The organism is Streptomyces sp. NPDC091280, assembly GCF_044768565.1.
In the GTDB taxonomy this organism is placed as follows: Bacteria; Actinomycetota; Actinomycetes; order Streptomycetales; family Streptomycetaceae; genus Streptomyces.
This window is the reverse complement of record NZ_JBIVUZ010000011.1, coordinates 444,997-462,596: the sequence shown is the minus strand read 5'-3', so window position 1 is coordinate 462,596 and position 17,600 is coordinate 444,997. Positions and strand designations below refer to the sequence as shown.

The 17,600-nt window shown below is 70.5% G+C and carries 17 protein-coding genes; 8 read left to right on the top strand and 9 right to left on the bottom strand.

The window, feature by feature from the left end:
• Positions 1-351 precede the first annotated feature (351 nt).
• Positions 352-993, bottom strand: a complete 642-nt coding sequence (locus tag ACIQPR_RS32820; RefSeq protein ID WP_403655625.1) for a DNA-3-methyladenine glycosylase — start codon at positions 991-993, stop codon at positions 352-354.
• A 137-nt stretch (positions 994-1,130) separates the two neighbouring features.
• Here ACIQPR_RS32820 and ACIQPR_RS32815 point away from each other — a divergent pair, with 137 nt between their 5' ends.
• From ACIQPR_RS32815 to ACIQPR_RS32805, 3 genes are all read left to right on the top strand, one after another.
• Positions 1,131-1,913 carry a sporulation protein gene (locus ACIQPR_RS32815; RefSeq protein WP_403655623.1) on the top strand — a complete coding sequence of 261 codons (783 nt, stop codon included), beginning with the start codon at positions 1,131-1,133 and terminating at the stop codon, positions 1,911-1,913.
• Between the two features lie 40 nt (positions 1,914-1,953).
• Positions 1,954-2,493 carry a YbhB/YbcL family Raf kinase inhibitor-like protein gene (locus tag ACIQPR_RS32810; RefSeq protein ID WP_403655621.1) on the top strand — a complete coding sequence of 180 codons (540 nt, stop codon included), beginning with the start codon at positions 1,954-1,956 and terminating at the stop codon, positions 2,491-2,493.
• A 145-nt stretch (positions 2,494-2,638) separates the two neighbouring features.
• Entirely contained in the window at positions 2,639-3,145 is a 507-nt protein-coding gene (locus ACIQPR_RS32805) for an HNH endonuclease (RefSeq protein ID WP_403655619.1), read from the top strand.
• A gap of 90 nt (positions 3,146-3,235) precedes the next feature.
• Here the strand turns inward: ACIQPR_RS32805 and ACIQPR_RS32800 are convergent, their stop codons facing one another.
• From ACIQPR_RS32800 to ACIQPR_RS32790, 3 genes are all read right to left on the bottom strand, one after another.
• Positions 3,236-4,174, bottom strand: coding sequence for an SPFH domain-containing protein (locus ACIQPR_RS32800; protein ID WP_403655617.1), 939 nt, complete (start codon positions 4,172-4,174; stop codon positions 3,236-3,238).
• A gap of 130 nt (positions 4,175-4,304) precedes the next feature.
• Entirely contained in the window at positions 4,305-4,739 is a 435-nt protein-coding gene (locus ACIQPR_RS32795) for an NfeD family protein (RefSeq protein WP_403655615.1), read from the bottom strand.
• 80 nt (positions 4,740-4,819) lie between these two features.
• Positions 4,820-5,611: an ABC transporter ATP-binding protein gene (locus ACIQPR_RS32790; protein WP_403655613.1), complete on the bottom strand. Its 792-nt coding sequence runs from the start codon at positions 5,609-5,611 to the stop codon at positions 4,820-4,822.
• 132 nt (positions 5,612-5,743) lie between these two features.
• Between ACIQPR_RS32790 and ACIQPR_RS32785 the strand changes: the two genes are divergently transcribed.
• A complete protein-coding gene (locus ACIQPR_RS32785) occupies positions 5,744-6,532 on the top strand; it encodes a hypothetical protein (protein WP_403655611.1) in 789 nt (262 codons plus the stop codon).
• Between the two features lie 129 nt (positions 6,533-6,661).
• Here ACIQPR_RS32785 and ACIQPR_RS32780 read toward each other — a convergent pair whose 3' ends face one another.
• From ACIQPR_RS32780 to ACIQPR_RS32765, 4 genes are all read right to left on the bottom strand, one after another.
• The gene (locus ACIQPR_RS32780) at positions 6,662-6,901 is read right to left on the bottom strand and encodes a chaplin family protein (protein ID WP_403655609.1); all 240 of its coding nucleotides are present in this window, start codon (positions 6,899-6,901) and stop codon (positions 6,662-6,664) included.
• 211 nt (positions 6,902-7,112) lie between these two features.
• The gene (locus ACIQPR_RS32775; protein WP_403655607.1) at positions 7,113-7,352 is read right to left on the bottom strand and encodes a chaplin; all 240 of its coding nucleotides are present in this window, start codon (positions 7,350-7,352) and stop codon (positions 7,113-7,115) included.
• A 183-nt stretch (positions 7,353-7,535) separates the two neighbouring features.
• Positions 7,536-8,177 (bottom strand): response regulator transcription factor, encoded by a 642-nt coding sequence (locus ACIQPR_RS32770; RefSeq protein ID WP_366494388.1) that lies wholly within the window; start codon positions 8,175-8,177, stop codon positions 7,536-7,538.
• Complete coding sequence (locus ACIQPR_RS32765; RefSeq protein ID WP_403655605.1) at positions 8,170-9,315, bottom strand: GAF domain-containing sensor histidine kinase; 1,146 nt, start codon at positions 9,313-9,315, stop codon at positions 8,170-8,172. Before ACIQPR_RS32765 ends, ACIQPR_RS32770 begins: the two co-directional genes overlap by 8 nt.
• Positions 9,316-9,499: 184 nt before the next feature.
• On the opposite strand from ACIQPR_RS32765, the gene ACIQPR_RS32760 reads away from it, so the two are divergent.
• From ACIQPR_RS32760 to ACIQPR_RS32750, 3 genes are all read left to right on the top strand, one after another.
• On the top strand, positions 9,500-10,195 hold the full coding sequence (locus tag ACIQPR_RS32760) for an SDR family NAD(P)-dependent oxidoreductase (protein WP_403655603.1): 696 nt from the start codon (positions 9,500-9,502) through the stop codon (positions 10,193-10,195).
• Positions 10,192-11,313 (top strand): S-adenosylmethionine:tRNA ribosyltransferase-isomerase, encoded by a 1,122-nt coding sequence (locus tag ACIQPR_RS32755; protein ID WP_403655601.1) that lies wholly within the window; start codon positions 10,192-10,194, stop codon positions 11,311-11,313. The genes ACIQPR_RS32760 and ACIQPR_RS32755 overlap by 4 nt, the downstream gene beginning before the upstream one ends.
• Before the next feature lie 298 nt (positions 11,314-11,611).
• Positions 11,612-12,364: a transglycosylase SLT domain-containing protein gene (locus ACIQPR_RS32750; RefSeq protein ID WP_403655599.1), complete on the top strand. Its 753-nt coding sequence runs from the start codon at positions 11,612-11,614 to the stop codon at positions 12,362-12,364.
• 102 nt (positions 12,365-12,466) lie between these two features.
• Here ACIQPR_RS32750 and ACIQPR_RS32745 read toward each other — a convergent pair whose 3' ends face one another.
• Complete coding sequence (locus ACIQPR_RS32745) at positions 12,467-14,968, bottom strand: FHA domain-containing protein (RefSeq protein ID WP_403655597.1); 2,502 nt, start codon at positions 14,966-14,968, stop codon at positions 12,467-12,469.
• 245 nt (positions 14,969-15,213) lie between these two features.
• On the opposite strand from ACIQPR_RS32745, the gene ACIQPR_RS32740 reads away from it, so the two are divergent.
• On the top strand, positions 15,214-17,313 hold the full coding sequence (locus ACIQPR_RS32740) for a streptophobe family protein (protein ID WP_403655595.1): 2,100 nt from the start codon (positions 15,214-15,216) through the stop codon (positions 17,311-17,313).
• Positions 17,314-17,600 lie beyond the last annotated feature (287 nt).

The window sequence follows — 17,600 nt, the reverse complement described above, 5'->3', positions numbered from 1 at the left end:
GGAACGGACGCTTCCTTCGTACTCACCCTCTCGGGCTTTCCTCCGGGCTTTTCCCTTCGGTCTTGCGTCTCCGACTCTATCAGACCGTTTCCGGTCCCGATTCCCTGTCGGTCGGGATTGTCAAATGCTTTGGGCTTTCGCCTGTCGGCCTTTCGACATTCACTACGTTAGCCGATTCCCTCGCCAGCTCATAATCGAGTTCCGCAAGTTCGAATTCAGGCATGCGGGCATGCTGAACGCGCCCCTGCTGAGAGGGAGTCGTAGGTAGTGGGTTGGCCGCTTCCGGCTGCTGGCGAATGCCGTACCCGGGTCAAGCGGCTCGGGCTACATTACGCACCCCGCCACGGCGCGTCAACTTGACCGACGCCTTGGCGTATGGGCCCGATAAGGGCTCACCGTAGGGTCGTTGGTGATCCAGAACCGCCACGGGTGGACCGCTCCCTCGCCGGATACTCCGGTGCGTGGACCGTTGCTTACCTGATGGGAGGGCACGGGTGTACCGGCCAGCATCCTCAGGGGTGTCTCGCCGGTGGTGCACGCGTCCGTGCCGTCCAGGGAGCGGTCGACGGCCAGGGCGGTGGCCAGGCGGGCGGGGCCTTTGGCCAGTTCTTTGTCATTTCGGGCCGAGAGTCGACGTTTGCGGGCCAGTTCGGCACCCTCGACGATCTCGCCGGCGCGGAGCAGGACCGCCCTCGCCGTGCCCTCGGGACCGCACACCAGGTTCATGCAGTGCCACATGCCGTAGGTGAAGTAGACGTACACGTACCCGGGTGGACCGAACATCACGCCGTTGCGCGCGGTCGGGCCGCGATAGGCGTGGGAGGCGGGGTCGTTTCCGCCGTCGTAGGCCTCGGTCTCCGTGATGCGGAGGGTGATCGGGCCGTCGGGGGTCGTGCGGACGAGGAGGCGGCCCAGGAGGTCGGGGGCGACCTCCAGTACGGGGCGGTCGAAGAACTCTCTGGGGAGTGGCCGGCGGTCCGGGGGCGCGATCATGGCGTCCGAGGGTAGTCCAGACGCACTTGTGCCAAGGGGTGGTCAAGGATCGGTCCGCTTGCCAGGGTGAGGCGCGGAACCGGTCGCGGTCGGATCGCGTTTGTAGGGATCAAGGGTCCATTCGTAAAGGGAGAGTCATGGCGTTCAAGAAGCTGCTCGCGAGCCTGGGGGCCGGCGGAGCTTCGGTGGAGACGGTGCTGACCGAGGTCAACGTCGTTCCCGGTGGTGTCGTCCAGGGCGAGGTGCGGATCCAGGGCGGGTCCGTGAACCAGGAGATCCAGGGGCTCTCGGTCGGACTTCAGGCCAAGGTCGAGGTGGAGAGCGGCGACCAGGAGTACAAGCAGGACATCGAGTTCACGAAGGTGCGGCTGGGCGGTGCCTTCGAGTTGCAGGCGGGCAGCGCGCACACCGTGCCGTTCGGCCTGGAGATCCCCTGGGAGACGCCGGTCACGATGATCGACGGCCAGGCGCTGCGCGGGATGCACATCGGGGTGAGCACCGAGCTGGCGATCGCGCGGGCCGTGGACTCCAGTGACCTGGACCCGGTCAACGTGCATCCGTTGCCCGCACAGAAGGCGATTCTGGACGCCTTCATCCAGCTGGGCTTCCGCTTCAAGAACGCGGACATGGAGCGCGGTCACATCCGGGGGACACGACAGAAGCTGCCGTTCTACCAGGAGATCGAGTTCTACCCGCCGTCGCAGTACCGGGGGCTGAACCAGGTCGAGCTGACCTTCGTGGCCGACGAGAGCGCGATGGACGTCATCCTGGAGATGGACAAGAAGCCGGGCCTGTTCAGCGAGGGCAGTGACACTTTCCGGTCCTTCCAGGTGGGTCAGCACGACTTCCACGGGACGGACTGGGCGGCGTACCTCAATCAGTGGATCTCAGAGGTCGGCAGCAGGCGCAACTGGTTCTAGGCTCGGGACGTACTGAGGATTCCGATCAGGAGGTACCAAGGTGACCGAGCTGAGGCGGCGGCCCCTCCCCCATGACTTCCACCCGCCCGTGCCGTCGTTCACGGTGACGAGTGCGGACGTCGAGCCGGGGGCGACGCTCAAGGACGCTCAGGTCTACGCGGCCGGCAACACCTCGCCGCAGCTGCGGTGGGAGGGCTTCCCGCCCGAGACCAGGAGTTTCGCCGTGACCTGCTACGACCCGGACGCCCCTACGGGGAGCGGGTTCTGGCACTGGACCGTGTTCGACATCCCGGTCTCGGTGACCGAGCTGCCGGAGGGCGCGGGCAGCGGCAAGTTCGAGGGCCTGCCGGAGGGCGCCGTACAGGTGCGCAACGACTACGGGACGAAGGACTTCGGCGGTGCCGCGCCGCCGCCCGGGGACGGGTCGCACCGCTATGTGTTCACGGTGTACGCCGTGGACACGGAGAAACTCGGTCCGGACTCGGACGTTTCTCCGGCGGTCGTCGGTTTCAACCTGCGGTTTCACGCGCTGGCCCGTGCCCAGCTGATCGGTGAGTACGAAGCGCCCGCGCAAGACTGACGTTCATTGAACGTTTGCCCGCCTCTGGTCTTGGAATTGATCAGAGGCGGGCATTTTTTATTGCGTTGTCCATCTCGGCGTGCCCGGCCAGAGTTGATCCAAGCCCGCCGGACGGTGGGCCGGTTGCACATGGGAGGTGGGCTGGATGCGGGACACGCTGGTGCTGAACGCGAGCTTCGAGCCGCTGTCGACGGTGTCGTTGAATCGAGCCGTCGTTCTGGTGCTCCAGGACAAGGCTGTCGTCGAGCAGGCCCACCCCGAACTGCGTATGCGCGGAGCCGCGGTCGACATACCGGCCCCCCGGGTCATCCGGTTGTGCAGGTATGTGAGGGTGCCGTTCCGAAGACAAGCTCCGTGGTCGAGGCGCGGTGTGCTGGTCCGGGACCGGCACCGGTGCGCGTACTGCGGCAGGCGGGCGACGACGGTCGACCACGTGGTGCCCAGGGCGCAGGGTGGTCAGGACTCCTGGCTGAACACGGTGGCCTCGTGCGCGGAGGACAACCACCGCAAGGCGGCCCGGACTCCGGAGCAGGCCGGGATGCCGTTGCTGCGGCGGCCGTTCGAGCCGACGCCCGCGGACGCGATGCTGCTGGCGCTGGGCACCGAGGACTTCGAGGCCCTGCCGCAGTGGCTGGTGCAGCCGGCCGCCTAAAGCCTTCTGCCAGCCGCTGGTTGCCGGCTACGACGACTTCGGGGCCCGCCTCTCGCTGGAGGCGGGCCCCGAAGTCGTGGCGGATGCCGGTCAGTCGATGGACGGCTTCTCTCGGCGTTCCGAACCGCCCCCGGAGTTCCCGGAGTTGCCTCCGCCGAAGGGCAGGTTGCCCATGGCACCGGAGAGGCCCTTCAGGGCGTCCCCGATCTCGCTGGGGACGATCCAGAGCTTGTTGGCGTCGCCCTCGGCGATCTTGGGGAGCATCTGGAGGTACTGGTAGCTGAGGAGCTTCTGGTCCGGGTCGCCCGCGTGGATGGCCTCGAAGACCGTACGGACGGCCTGGGCCTCGCCCTCGGCGCGCAGGGCGGCTGCCTTGGCCTCACCCTCGGCACGCAGGATCTGGGACTGCTTCTCGCCCTCGGCGGTGAGGATCGCGGCCTGGCGCGTACCTTCCGCGGTGAGGATCGCGGCGCGCTTGTCACGGTCGGCGCGCATCTGCTTCTCCATCGAGTCCTGGATGGAGGTGGGGGGTTCGATCGCCTTGAGCTCGACGCGGTTGACCCGGATGCCCCACTTGCCCGTGGCCTCGTCGAGGACTCCGCGCAGGGCCGCGTTGATCTCCTCGCGGGAGGTCAGGGTCCGCTCCAGGTCCATGCCGCCGATGATGTTGCGGAGCGTGGTGACCGTGAGCTGCTCGATGGCCTGGATGTAGCTGGCCACTTCGTAGGTCGCGGCCCGCGCGTCCGTCACCTGGTAGTAGATGACCGTGTCGATGTTGACGACCAGGTTGTCCTGGGTGATCACCGGCTGCGGTGGGAACGGCACGACCTGTTCACGCAGGTCGATGCGGTTGCGGATGGTGTCGATGAACGGGACGACGATGTTGAGTCCCGCGTTGAGTGTCCGCGTGTAGCGCCCGAATCGCTCCACGATCGCGGCACTTGCCTGCGGGATGACCTGGATCGTCTTGATCAAAGCGATGAAGACCAACACCACCAGGATGATCAAGACGATGATGACCGGTTCCATCGTGCTCCCCGTACCCTTCTCCGCCTCGGCGCTTTCGGAAGATCTTATGGTTGTTGAAGATCTTGCTGGTCGAGTCTGTCAGACCGTCACGCAACTCGTGTGCTGTTCGGTTCAGTTGAGTCCTACGAGGTCAGATGACGATCGCGGTGGCTCCCTCGATCTCCACGACGTCCACCTCCTGGCCCGGTTCGTAGGCGCGGTCGGTGTCGAGCGCGCGGGCCGACCAGACCTCCCCGGCGAGCTTGATCCGGCCGCTGCCGGAGCCGTCGACGCGTTCCAGGACCACGGCCTGTCTGCCCCTCAACGCGTCGACTCCCGTGGCGAGTTGGGGGCGTTGGGAGCGGTGCCGGTTGGCGATGGGCCGTACGACGGCGATGAGAGCGACCGAGACGACGGCGAAGACGAGTACCTGGAGGACCGGGTCCGCGCCGAGCCCTGCGGTCGCTGCGGCGGCGCCGGCGCCCACGGCGAGCATGCCGAACTCCGGCATCGCGGTCACCACGAGCGGGATCCCGAGTGCCGCCGCGCCGACGAGCCACCACACCCAAGCGCCGATGTCGTTCACAAGGTCATGGTAGGGCGGTGGGACGGGTCGCGGACAGGGCGCATATGCCCGTACGACCCCTATTTTTCAGGGGAGTTCGGTCAGGACATGGGGAGACCGTGTGCCGTCCAGCGGTCGCCGACCTGCTCGACGACCAGCGGGAGGCCGAAGCAGAGGGAGAGGTTGCGCGCGGTGAGTTCGAGCTCCAGGGGGCCCGCGGCGAGGACCTTGCCCTGACGGATCATCAGGACGTGGGTGAAGCCGGGGGCGATCTCCTCGACATGGTGGGTGACCATGATCATGGAGGGGGCGATCGGGTCGCGGGCCAGGCGGCCGAGCCTGCGTACGAGGTCCTCGCGTCCGCCGAGGTCGAGGCCGGCGGCGGGCTCGTCGAGGAGGAGCAGTTCGGGGTCGGTCATCAGGGCGCGGGCGATGAGGGTGCGCTTGCGCTCGCCCTCGGAGAGGGTGCCGAAGCGGCGGTCGAGGTAGTCGCTCATGCCGAGGCGGTCGAGGAAGGCGCGGGCGCGCTGCTCGTCGACGTCCTCGTAGTCCTCGTTCCACCCGGCGGTCATGCCGTAGGCGGCGGTCAGCACGGTCTGGAGGACGGTCTGGCGCTTGGGGAGCTTCTCGGCCATGGCGATACCGGCGACGCCGATGCGGGGGCGCAGTTCGAAGACGTCGACCTTGCCGAGGGTCTCGCCGAGGATGGTGGCGGTGCCGCTGCTGGGGAACAGGTAGCTGGACGCGACGTTCAGGAGCGTGGTCTTGCCGGCGCCGTTCGGGCCGAGGATGACCCAGCGCTCGCCCTCCTTGACCGACCAGGAGACCTGGTCCACCAGAGCCCGGCCCTCCCGGACCACGGTTACGTCCTCCAGCTCCAGAACATCGCTCATGAGCGCGCTGTCTCCCATTGCATCGTCGGCCTGTCTCGGCTGTCGCGTGCGCCGGTAGGCGCAGCCCTCGAAGAAATCTACGCCACCGGCCGGGCGGTCCATCCCATCGGTCCGGTCCTTAGGGTGGAGGCCATGCTCTCGGAACCACGTTCAGGACGCCTCACCGCCTGGGGCAACGCCCTTTTGGCCGGACTTGTCTCGCCGGACGACGCCGTGCTCGCCATCGTGGGCGAGGACGCCGTGCACCGGGTGGAAGGGCTGCCGGGCGAGTCGGCGCCCGTCGGACTCACCCTCGCGCTGGGACGGCTGCGCACCCTCGGGGCGACCGGACTGCGGCTCGCGCTGCCCGCCCCGGGACATCCGCTGGGGCTGAGCGGCCCGCCCGAGTTCAACGCGCGGGCCCTGGAGGCCGAGGAGGCGGTGGTCTGCTACGGCGCCGCGCTCGGCCTCGTTCCGGAGGTGTACGAGGCCGGTCCCGCCGGTGACGTCCATGTCGAGGTCGTCTGGCACTGCCTGCCGGTGCGGGAGGCGCCGCCCGCCGATGTGCCCTCGCTGGGGGAGGCCGAGCGGGAGTTGGCGGAGGCGTTGCGGGACGCGACGGCGGTGTTGTCGCGGCTGGACGTGGCCGGTTCGGGGCCGGTCGCTGAGGCGGCGCTCGACGCGTATCGCGCGCGGGCCGAGCGCGGGCGCGAGGTGCTGGCGCCGGGGTATCCGCCGCGCGCCGTGCGGGTGTTGGAGCTGGCGCAGCGGATCGGGCTGCTGGTGTCGCTGGCCCGCGAGAGCGGGCACGGGGGTGCGGTCAGCGCGTCCGAGATCGCGGTGCGGGCGGAGGCGTTGCGGCCGGTGGAGCGGACGGGGCGGCGGGCGCAGGTCGCGGCGTACAACTCCGTCGTGGAGGAGCGGGAGAAGGGGGTGCGGTGAGCGATTCCCGCGCCGGACGGGCCGGTTGTCGCTGAGCGGCGGTATGGACGGCGGTATGAACGGCGGTGAATGAAGAACGGCCCCACGAGTCGTCGTTGACTCGTGGGGCCGTTCCTGCATCTGTGGGTGTCAGCCGTTGACGCCGTTGTTGCCGAACGCGGGGTTCAGCAGACCGATGACGTTGACGCTGTCGCCGACGACGTTGACGGGGACGTGGACCGGGACCTGGACGACGTTGCCGGAACCGACACCGGGCGACTTCACGGCCGCGCCGTCGGCACCCGCGTCGGCGACAGCGGCACCGGCGGAGGCGCCAGCGGCGATACCGGCGACGGTGAGGGCCACGGCGGCCTTCTTGGCGATGTTCATGAGAAGCGTTCCTCCTGCGATTGCGTGACCGACCCGGCCGCGGGTCGTGCGCTGAACAACGCGGGAGGTGGCGGAAACGGCACGGGAATGCGCGTTTGACTGCCCGTTCGGATCATTGGCGCGACAAGCCGACCGGATGACCGGGTGACAAGCAGACCGGCCTCCCGGGAGTGCCGGGAGGCCGGAGGTCACTGTCGCGGAGCGACGTGCGTCAGCGGTTGACGCCCAGGTTGCCGAAGGCGGGGTTCAGGACGCCGATGACGTTGACGCTGTTGCCGACGGCGTTCACCGGGACGTGCACCGGGACCTGGACGACGTTGCCCGAGCCGACGCCGGGCGAGCCGATGGCCTGGCCGTTCGCCAGGCCGTCGGCGGAGGCCAGCCCGGCACCGGCGGCGACCAGCCCGCCGGCCACCATCGTCACGGCCGCTGCCTTCTTCAGGTTCTTCACTTCTGAGTCCTCCTAGCGATCACCGCGGCAGGCGCCGCGGCACGCATGGGAGAACGGTGGAGATCCACGAAGGATGCGCCATCCGGGGGACATTCCCACGACGGTATGAATCTCAGCCCGGAGGGGGACGCTCCGTGTTGCCACCGCGCCCCTTCCACCGCGCCGGATCCCGCTGCCGGATCCCTATCTGGTGAGGCCGTGCCGTACGGCGAACAGGGCGGCCTGGGTGCGGTCCGCCAGGTCGAGCTTCATCAGGATGTTCGAGACGTGGGTCTTGACCGTCTTCTCAGAGAGCACGAGGGCGCGGGCTATCTCGCGGTTGGAGCGGCCGTCCGCGATCAGGCCGAGCACCTCGCGCTCCCGCTCCGTGAGGGAACCGCCCCTCCCCTGGCCGGAGTTCGACTCCTCCTGGGACAACAGGACGCCGGCGACCTCGGGTTGGAGCAGGATGTGGCCGGCGTGCACGGAGCGGATGGCGCCGGCCAGGGCGTCCGGGTCCACGTCCTTGTAGACGTAGCCGGCGGCGCCCGCGCGCAGGGCGGGTATCACCGTGCGCTGTTCGGTGAAGCTGGTGACGATCAACACGCGGGCGGGGAGGTCGAGTTCGCGGAGTCTGCGCAGCGCGTCGATGCCGTCCATGCCCGGCATCTTGACGTCCATGAGGACGACGTCGGGCTTCAACTCCTCGGTGCGGGCGACCCCTTCGGCGCCGTCGGCCGCCTCGCCGACGACCTCGATGTCGTCCTGCACCTCCAGGAAGGTGCGCAGGCCCCGGCGGACGACCTGGTGGTCGTCGACGATCAGCACCTTGATTGCGTCAGCCACCGGGGACCTCCATCTCGATCGTGGTGCCCTTTCCGGGCGCCGATTCCACGCTGAGCGTGCCGCCGACGCCGTTGGTCCGGTCCCGCATGGAGACCAGGCCGAGGTGGCGTCCCGCGCGGCGGATCGACTGGGGTTCGAAGCCCCGGCCGTCGTCGGTGATCCGCAGGACCGCGCCGCTGCCGCTGCGCTCCAGGGTCACGGCCACGTGCTCCGCGCCGGAGTGCCGCAGCGCGTTGTGCAGGGCTTCCTGGGCGACCCGCAGCATGGCCTCCTCCTGGGCGGCGGGCAGGGCGCGGAAGCCGCGGCCGGTGAAGGTCACGCGGGCGGTGTGGGCGCGGTCGAGGACCTGGATCTGGGTGCGCAGGGTGGCGCTGAGCCCGTCCTCGTCGAGGGCGGCGGGGCGCAACTCGACCACTGCGGCGCGCAGTTCGTCGGCGGCCTCGGCGGCGAGCGCGGCCACCTGCTGGAGTTCGCCCTTGGCGCGGGAGGGGTCGCGGTCGACGAGGGTGGCGGCGGCCTGTGCGGTGAGGCGGAGGGAGAACAGCTTCTGGGCGACCGCGTCGTGCAGTTCGTGCGCGAGCCGGGAGCGCTCCTCGGCGATGGTCAGCTCGCGGCTGCGCTCGTAGAGGCGGGCGTTGGTGAGGGCGATGGCGGCGTGCTGGGCGAGGATGGAGAGCAGTTCCTCGTCCTCCTCGGTGAAGCCGCAACCGCCGTGCGGCTTGGGGCAGTTCTTGTTCGCGAGGAAGAGCGCGCCGATGACCTCGTCGTCGTCGCGGATGGGCAGGCCCAGGAAGTCGGACATGTCGGGGTGGGCCGAGGGCCAGCCCTCGAAGCGCGGGTCCTTGCGCACGTCCGCGAGGCGTTCGGGCTTGGCCTCGTGCAGCATCGCGGCGAGGATGCCGTGCTGGCGCGGGAGCGGGCCGATGGCCTTCCACTGGGCGTCGCTGACGCCGTCGACCACGAACTGGGCGAAGCCGCCGTGGTCGTCGGGGACGCCGAGGGCGGCGTACTGGGCGTCGAGCAGCTCGCGGGCCGAGGCGACGATCGTCTTGAGGACGTCGCGCACCTCCAGGTGCCTGCTCATGGCCAGCAGCGCGGAACTCACCGCCGCGAGGCCGGACCGTGGACCTTGACTCATGTCCTCACGGTACCGGCGGGGTCCGACACCGCGGATCGGGCAGGTGACGGCCGTCTCCTAGGCCGATGGGCTTAGGGCGAAGGGCCCCGGTGGACTGCGGCCGGCGTCCGACGCGGCCGGGGCGGTCCCGTTCCTACGTTGGGGGCACGCCGACGGCGGCGTAGTGGACGAGGGGACGTGTGTCATGCCGGTAGCGATCATCACGGGGGCGTCGAAGGGGCTGGGGCGGGCGCTCGCCGAGGCGTTGGCCGCGCGGGGCTGGGACCTGGTGCTCGACGCCAGGACGGAGGGCGTGCTCGGGGAGGCCGCGGCGGGCGTCGCGGCGTACGGCACGCGGGTGGCGGCGGTCGCCGGGGATGTCACGGACGCCGGGCACCGGGCCGGGCTGGTGGCCGCGGCGGGGCGGCTGGGCGGTGTCGACCTTGTGGTGAGCAACGCGAGCGCGCTGGGCGCCGAGCCGCTCGTACGGCTCGACGAGCTGCCTCTGGACGGGCTGCGGCGGGCGCTGGAGGTGAACGTGGTGGCCGCCCTGGGCCTGGTCCAGGAAGCGCTGCCGCTGCTGCGGGCCTCGCGGGCGGGGGCGGTGATCGCGGTGAGTTCGGACGCGGGGGCCGAGGCGTACGAGACGTGGGGCGGGTACGGGGCGTCCAAGGCGGCCCTGGACCAGCTCGCGGCGGTGCTCGGCGCGGAGGAGCCCGGGCTGCGGGTGTGGGCGGTGGATCCCGGGGACATGGGCACCGACCTGTACGCGGCGGCCGTGCCGGACGACGACGATCCGCGGCCGGCGCCGGCCTCGGTGGTGCCGGCCTTCCTGCGGCTGCTGGACGAGCGGCCGGCGAGCGGGCGCTACGGAGCCCCGGCCCTCCTGGAGGAGCGATGACCGTGGCCACAGGGGTCCCCCCGTTCGAGCGTGGCCGGGAACGAGGGCGGGTCCCGGAGGAGCTGTCCGCGCGCGTGCCGGCCGAGCAGCGCGGGCCCGGGCTCGACCGGGATGCCGTACGACTGCTCGTGTCGCGGGGTGTCGAGGTGTCGCATCACGCGTTCGGGGAGTTGCCACGGCTGTTGCGGGCCGGGGATCTGCTGGTCGTGAACACCTCGCCGACGCTGGCCGCCGCGGTGGACGGGCGGATCGGGCACGCGCGCGTGGTGGTGCATTTCTCGACGCGGGGCGACGACGGACGGTGGGCGGTGGAGCTGCGCGAGCCGGACGGGAAGGGGACCACACGCGCGCGTGCGGGCGGCCCGGCCGGTGCGGAGGTGCGGCTGCCCGGGAGCGCGCGGCTGACCCTGGAGGAGCCGTTGAGCGCGGGGGGCGCGCGGTTGTGGTGGGCACGGGTGTCGGGCCCGGGGGTGTCGGAGCTGCTGCTGCGCCACGGGCGTCCCATTCGCTACTCCTATACGGAGCGGGATCAGCCGTTGGCCGTCTACCAGACGGTGTTCTCCCTGCCGGCCGAGGACGGGACCGGCAGTGCGGAGATGCCCAGCGCGGCGCGGCCCTTCACCGCGCGGACGGTGACGGAGCTGGTGAGCCGGGGGGTGCGGTTCGCGCCGATCACCCTGCACACGGGGGTGGCGTCGGCCGAGGCGCACGAGCCGCCGTATCCGGAGCGGTTTGCGGTGCCGGAGGCGTCGGCGCGGGCGATCAACGCGGTCCGGGCCGGGGACGGGCGGGTGATCGCGGTCGGGACGACCGCCGTGCGGGCCGTCGAGTCGGCCGCCGGGCCCGATGGGGTCGTACGCGCGCGTGCGGGGTGGACGGATCTCGTCGTGACCCCGGAGCGGGGCGTGCGGGTGGTGGACGGGCTGCTGACGGGGCTGCACGAGCCGGAGGCCTCGCATCTGCTGATGCTGGAGGCGGTCGCCGGGCGGGCCGCTGTGGACCGCGGCTACGAGGAGGCGCTGCGCGGGCGCTACCTGTGGCACGAGTTCGGCGATGTGCATCTCATCCTCCCGGAGGAGGATCCTCACACAGTGCGTTGCGTGAGCAACTGCGAGTGAGGTCGTCGCGCCACCGGTGTGAGCCCGCACATAGGGCGCAGATCACGTACTAGAAGACATAGGAGAGAAACCCGACCGGCTTGAGCGGCGCAGACGGTCCCGTCTGTCCCGTTTTGCCCTTCCCTGGTCCACTACCGGGGATCGTACGTCACACCTTTGCCACAGGTTTTTGCGACCGCTAAGAATTGCAGCCGTCGCTCAGCGCCGCGGATCCCGTCCGCGGCGTTTGTGCCGGAAGCACCCGCGTCCCCGCCGGACGGTGAGCGACCTCCGCACCATTCGAAGAGGTCCATCCGCCATGCCCGAGAACACGAACACTCCCGGTCGCAGTCGCCTGGCCAAGCTGTCCAGGCAGCACAGGATCGCGCTCGCCGGTGTCGCCACGCTCGGCGCCGCCGCGCTCGCCTTCTCCGCGGTGCCCGGCGACGCGGGGACGACCACCACGGACGCCGCGTCCTCGGCGAAGGTGGCGTACAGCACGGAGCCCATCAAGGGCGTCAAGGCCAGCATCACCGACCAGCTCGCCGGTGCCAGCCTCAAGACCGAGGCGATCCAGGCCAAGGCCGACGCCAAGGCCAAGGCCGCCAAGGCGAAGGCGGACGCCGCCGCGAAGAAGAAGGCCGCCGAAGCCGCCGCCAAGAAGAAGGCGGAGGCCGCGCGGAAGGCCAAGAAGGCCGCGAGCCGCTCCAGCCAGCGCGTAAAGCTCCAGCCCGTCGCCGCGACGACCTACGCCAACAACCTCAACGGCTGGATCAACCACGCCCTGGCGATCATGAAGCAGAAGGGCATACCGGGCTCGTACTACGGCCTGTACAAGAACATCATGCGGGAGTCCTCGGGCAACCCGAGCGCCGTCAACGGCTGGGACGTCAACGCGGTCAACGGCACCCCGTCGATCGGCCTGCTCCAGGTCATCCAGCCGACGTTCAACGCCTACCACGTCTCCGGCACCTCGACGAACATCTACGACCCGGTCGCCAACATCACCGCCGCGGCCAACTACGCCGCCGCGCGGTACGGCTCGATCGACAACGTCAACAGCGCGTACTGAGACGTGTACTGAGGCCTCCGGCGGACCTCTTGGTCTCGGTACCGACGCCGAAGGGCGGCACCCGTGTGAGGGGTGCCGCCCTTCGGCGTCGTACGGGACCTGCTACTTGCGCATGACCTCCGGCTCGTGGCGGCGCAGGAAGCGGGCCACGAAGAAGCCGCAGATCACGCCGAGGGCGATCAGGGCGGCCATGTCCATGCCCCAGGCGCCGACGGTGTGCTCCCACAGCGGGTCCGTGGCGTCGCCGGGCTTGGGCGGGCTGATCTTGTTGAAGTCCAGCGTGGCGCCTGCGGCGCCGACCGCCCAGCGCGAGGGCATCAGATACGAGAACTGGTTGACGCCGATCGCGCCGTTCAGCGTGAACAGGCAGCCGGTGAACACCACTTGGATGATCGCGAACATCACCAGCAGCGGCATGGTCTTCTCGGCGGTCTTCACCAGCGAGGAGATGATCAGGCCGAACATCATCGCGGTGAAGCCGAGGCCCATGATCGGGATGCAGAGCTCGAACATGGTCTGGCTGCCCAGGACCAGGCCCTTCGCCGGGATCTCCCGGCTGGAGAAGCCGATGACACCGACCATCAGGCCCTGGAGCGCGGTGATCACACCGAGCACGAACACCTTGGACATCAGGTACGCGGAACGGGACAGGCCCGTCGCGCGTTCCCGTTCGTAGATGACCCGTTCCTTGATCAGCTCGCGGACGGAGTTGGCCGCGCCGGCGAAGCAGGCGCCGACCGCGAGGATCAGCAGGACCGTGGTGGCCGTGCCGTTCGGGATGATCGTGCCGTTCGCCCTGGCCGGGTTGGGCAGCAGGCTGTTGCCCGAGTCGATGAGCAGGCTCACCGCGCCCAGCACGCCCGGCAGGATCACCATCAGGGCCAGGAAGCCCCGGTCGGAGGCGATCACCGTGACGTAGCGGCGCACCAGCGTCACGAACTGCGACATCCAGCCCTGTGGCTTCGGCGGTTTCATGGCCTGCATCGGCGGCATCTGTACGGACTGCGGAGCTATCGCGTCGATGTCCGCGGCGTACATCTGGTAGTGCTGCGAGCCCTTCCAGCGGCCGGCCCAGTCGTAGTCGCGGTAGTTCTCGAAGGCGGAGAAGACATCGGCCCAGGTGTCGTAGCCGAAGAAGTTCAGCGCCTCCTCGGGCGGGCCGAAGTAGGCCACGGCGCCGCCCGGAGCCATCACCAACAGCTTGTCGCAGATCGCCAGTTCGGCCACGGAGTGGGTGACGACGAGGACCGTGCGGCCGTCGTCGGCGAGGCCGCGCAGCAGCTGCATGACATCGCGGTCCATGCCCGGGTCGAGGCCCGAGGTGGGCTCGTCCAGGAAGATCAGCGAGGGCTTGGTGAGGAGTTCCAGGGCCACCGAGACACGCTTGCGCTGGCCGCCGGAGAGAGAAGTGATCTTCTTCTCCTTGTGGATGTCGAGCTTCAGCTCGCGCAGCACCTCGTCGATGCGCGCCTCGCGCTCGTCGCCGGTGGTGTCGGCGGGAAAGCGCAGCTTGGCCGCGTACTTGAGGGCCTTCTTGACGGTCAGTTCCTTGTGCAGGATGTCGTCCTGCGGGACCAGACCGATGCGCTGGCGCAGCTCGGCGAACTGCTTGTACAGGTTGCGGTTGTCGTAGAGGACGTCGCCCTGGTTGGCGGGCCGGTAGCCGGTGAGCGCCTTGAGGAGGGTCGACTTGCCGGAGCCGGACGGGCCGATGACCGCGATCAGCGACTTCTCCGGTACACCGAAGGAGACGTCCTTGAGGATCTGCTTGCCGCCGTCGACCGTCACCGTCAAGTGCCGGGCGGAGAAGGAGACTTCACCGGTGTCGACGAACTCTTCGAGCCGGTCCCCGACCAGCCGGAACGTGGAGTGGCCGACGCCGACGATGTCGTTGGGGCCGAGCAGCGCGGAGCCGCCCTTGGTGATCGGCTGGCCGTTGACGTACGTCCCGTTGTGCGAGCCGAGGTCGCGGATCTCGAAGCGGCCGTCCGGCGTCGCGTGGAACTCGGCGTGGTGGCGCGAGACTTGGAGGTCGGAGACCACCAACTCGTTCTCCAGCGCACGGCCGATGCGCATCACGCGTCCCAGCGAGAACTGGTGGAACGTGGTCGGGCTGCGGTCGCCGTAGACCGGCGGCGCCCCCGCGCCGGCGCCGGGTGCCGGCTGCTGCGGAATGTTCGCGGCGGCCTGCGGCTGGTATCGCTGCTGCTCGGGCGTCTGCTGCGGCGCCTGCTGGGCCCAGCCGGGGCCCGCGCCCTGTGCCGCGTACGGCTGTTGCTGCGGCTGGGCCTGCGGGCTCGCCACCGAGGCGGCGGCGCCGGACAGGCTCAGGTTCGGGCCGTCGGTCGCGTTGCCCAGATACACGGACGAGCCGGGGCCGATCTCCATCTGGTGGATGCGCCGCCCCTGCACGAACGTGCCGTTGGTGCTGCCGTGGTCGTCGATGACCCAACTCCGGCCGCTCCAGCTGATCGTGGCGTGCCGCCAGGAGACCCTGGCGTCGTCGACCACGACGTCCCCCTGCGGATCACGTCCGAGGGTGTAGGTCCTGGACGCGTCGAGCGTCCAGGTCCGTCCATTCAATTCCAGTACGAGTTCCGGCACTCCATGCCCCACTGAGTAGTCCCCCGAGTTACCCCCATCACAGGGAGTCTAGGGATGTCGAACATCGTCGGGAACTATTTCAGGCTGCACCCCCTGACCGAAAGTCGGGCCTTGTGAAGAGCACGCGGTGATGCGTCCGACGGTTCCGTTGACGGGGTTGAAACCGACCCGGAGAGTGGTAATCCACGCGAGGGGGACATCCGTGGTGTCCGCACCACGCCGTGCCGCGGATCGGGGGGTCTGCCATGAACTCAGCGACGAGTGTCAGGACGGCGCACTACGACACGAGGGTGCCCTGGGTCGACGTCCTGCTGTCCGCGATCGCCTCGGTCAGCTGGGCGTTGATCGGCATGGCGGGCACGGCCGCGCTCGGCCTGCATCTGCTGGGCGCCGACGCGACGGGCTCGCTGGGCCCGATGACGGCGGCGGTGGTGGCGCTCGGCGCGGGCGGCTCGGTCACCCCGGACGGCGACGTCTCCGCCTTCGGCCTGACCGGCGCCCAGGCCACCACGGCCGTCACGATCACGCCACTGGGCGTGAGCCTGGCAGGGGCACTGCTGCTGTCGTACTTCTTCCTGCGGTCCCTGCGGGCGGCGGGCGCGGTGGTGATCGCGCCCGCCGAACTCCTCGCGCGCGCGGGCTCGGTGATCGCGCTCTTCGTGGCGATGCTCGGCGGCCTGGCCTGGGCCGGGCACGACGTCATCACGATCGACGGCGGCAAGCTGGGCCTCGACAAACTCACCGGCGGCGGTAGCGGCGGCGGGGTGAACATCCCCGGCCTCGGCGACATCGGTGGCATCGGCGGGCTGCTGCCGGGCAAGATCGCCGACCTGGCGAAGGCGAAGGCCGCGGTCGGCTTCACCGTCGACACGGCGCCGACCCTGCTGGGCGGCCTGGCCTGGTCGGCCGGCATCCTCCTCATCGCCCTGCTGGCGTCCCGTCGTACGCCCCTCCCCCGGGGCTGGGAGGCCGTCCACCGCGTCGTACGGCCGGCCGCGTCCGCGCTCGTGACGGTGCTGCTGGTCGCGGTGGCGGCGGGGCTCGCGGCGGCGGCGTACGCGGCGATCGGCGACGACCACCCCAAGCGGATCGCGGGCGCCGCGCTGCTCGGCGCGCCCAACGGGGTCTGGCTCGGCATCCCGATCGGCCTCTTCGTCCCCTGGGACGGCAAGGCGACCGGCGAACTGGCCAAGCTCCTCCCCCACCCCCTGGACCAACTCCTCAGCGCCAAGTCGAACCAGCCGGTGACACTGGGCCGACTGGCCGAACTGGACAATCGCGTATGGCTGTTGGGAGTCGCCGCGGCCCTGATGATGCTGCTGGCCGGGGTCCTCGCCGCGGCACGGACACCACTGCCCGCGAAGAGCGCCGACGGCCCGGGGGCCCTCGCCTTCGCCGCCCGGTGCGCGTTACGCCTCGGGATCGCGACCGCGCTGACGCTGCCGTTCCTGGCCTGGCTGACGGATGTCTCGGTGAACGCCTCCCTGTCGGTCCTGGGCTTCGACGCGTTCGGCGCCGGCATCGAACTGCACGGCCACCTGGGCATGGCCCTGCTGCTCGGCGCGCTGTGGGGCGCGGGCGCGGGCGGCGTCGGGGGCCTGCTGGCGTATGCGACGGGGGCGGCGGGCCGCCGTGCCTCACGGCTGGCACTGGGTGACTTGGGGACGACGGGAACGGGGACGGGAGCGGGGGCGGAGGGCGGATGGGATGCCGGGGCTCCGGGGCACGCAGGGCGACCGGATGGGGCGCGGCGGCCTGTGGGAAGCACCGGGCACACGGGCCCGTACGTGCCGAGCACCCCGTATCGCGCACCCAACCCGGCCACCAATCCGTATCTCCAACTGCCCGATGAACTACGGCAGCCCGAGGGGGGCGGGGCGGCGAGGGGCTGGGGCCCGCATCAGGAGAGCGTGTGGCCACCGAACGCCAACTCGTCCCAGGAAGGCGCCCGGCCTCCTGACGCGCGGTCGCCGCGCGGAGGCGGTCGGCCGTCGGACGCGGGCTCACGGCCGTCCGGTACGCCGGGCGGCGCGGGGCGGTCCGGGGCCGTCCCGGCGGACGACGCCACGCGGCCCTACGGCGACCCGCAGGCCTACGGCGAGCCTCAGTCGTACGGCGATCCGCAGCCGCCGGGCGCACCGTCGCCGCCCGGCACGCCTGCGCCGCCCGTCGATCTGTACGGCGCTCCGACCATGGCCCAGTCCTACGAGCCGCCGTCCCGGTCGCCGCGGCGTCGGCCCGGGGAGGCCGGGCGGGACCGGCCCGGGGACGAACCCGACGACGGGCCGCAGCCGCCGCCTCCCCCGCCACCGCCCCCTCCGGGACGGCCCGGCGGGCGTCGGTGATCGCCGCGGCGGCGCCCCGAACCGTCGCGTCCACCCGTCCGGCCGTATCCCCCACCAACCGCCGTACCGGGCACCCCCTGTCCGACACCCCGCCCACACCTGATCGACGGCGCGCCCCACCGCGACCGGCTCGGCGTGTCTCCTGACCGTCCGCGAACGGCTCGTGAGCGCCCACCAGCGCCTTCGTGATCGCCTCGTAAGGTTCCCGCCACCGATCGGACACCCACTGTTCCGTGTCCGCTAGGCGGACCTCTGCGGCATAAGGCACTCCGTGCCGGATACGGTGG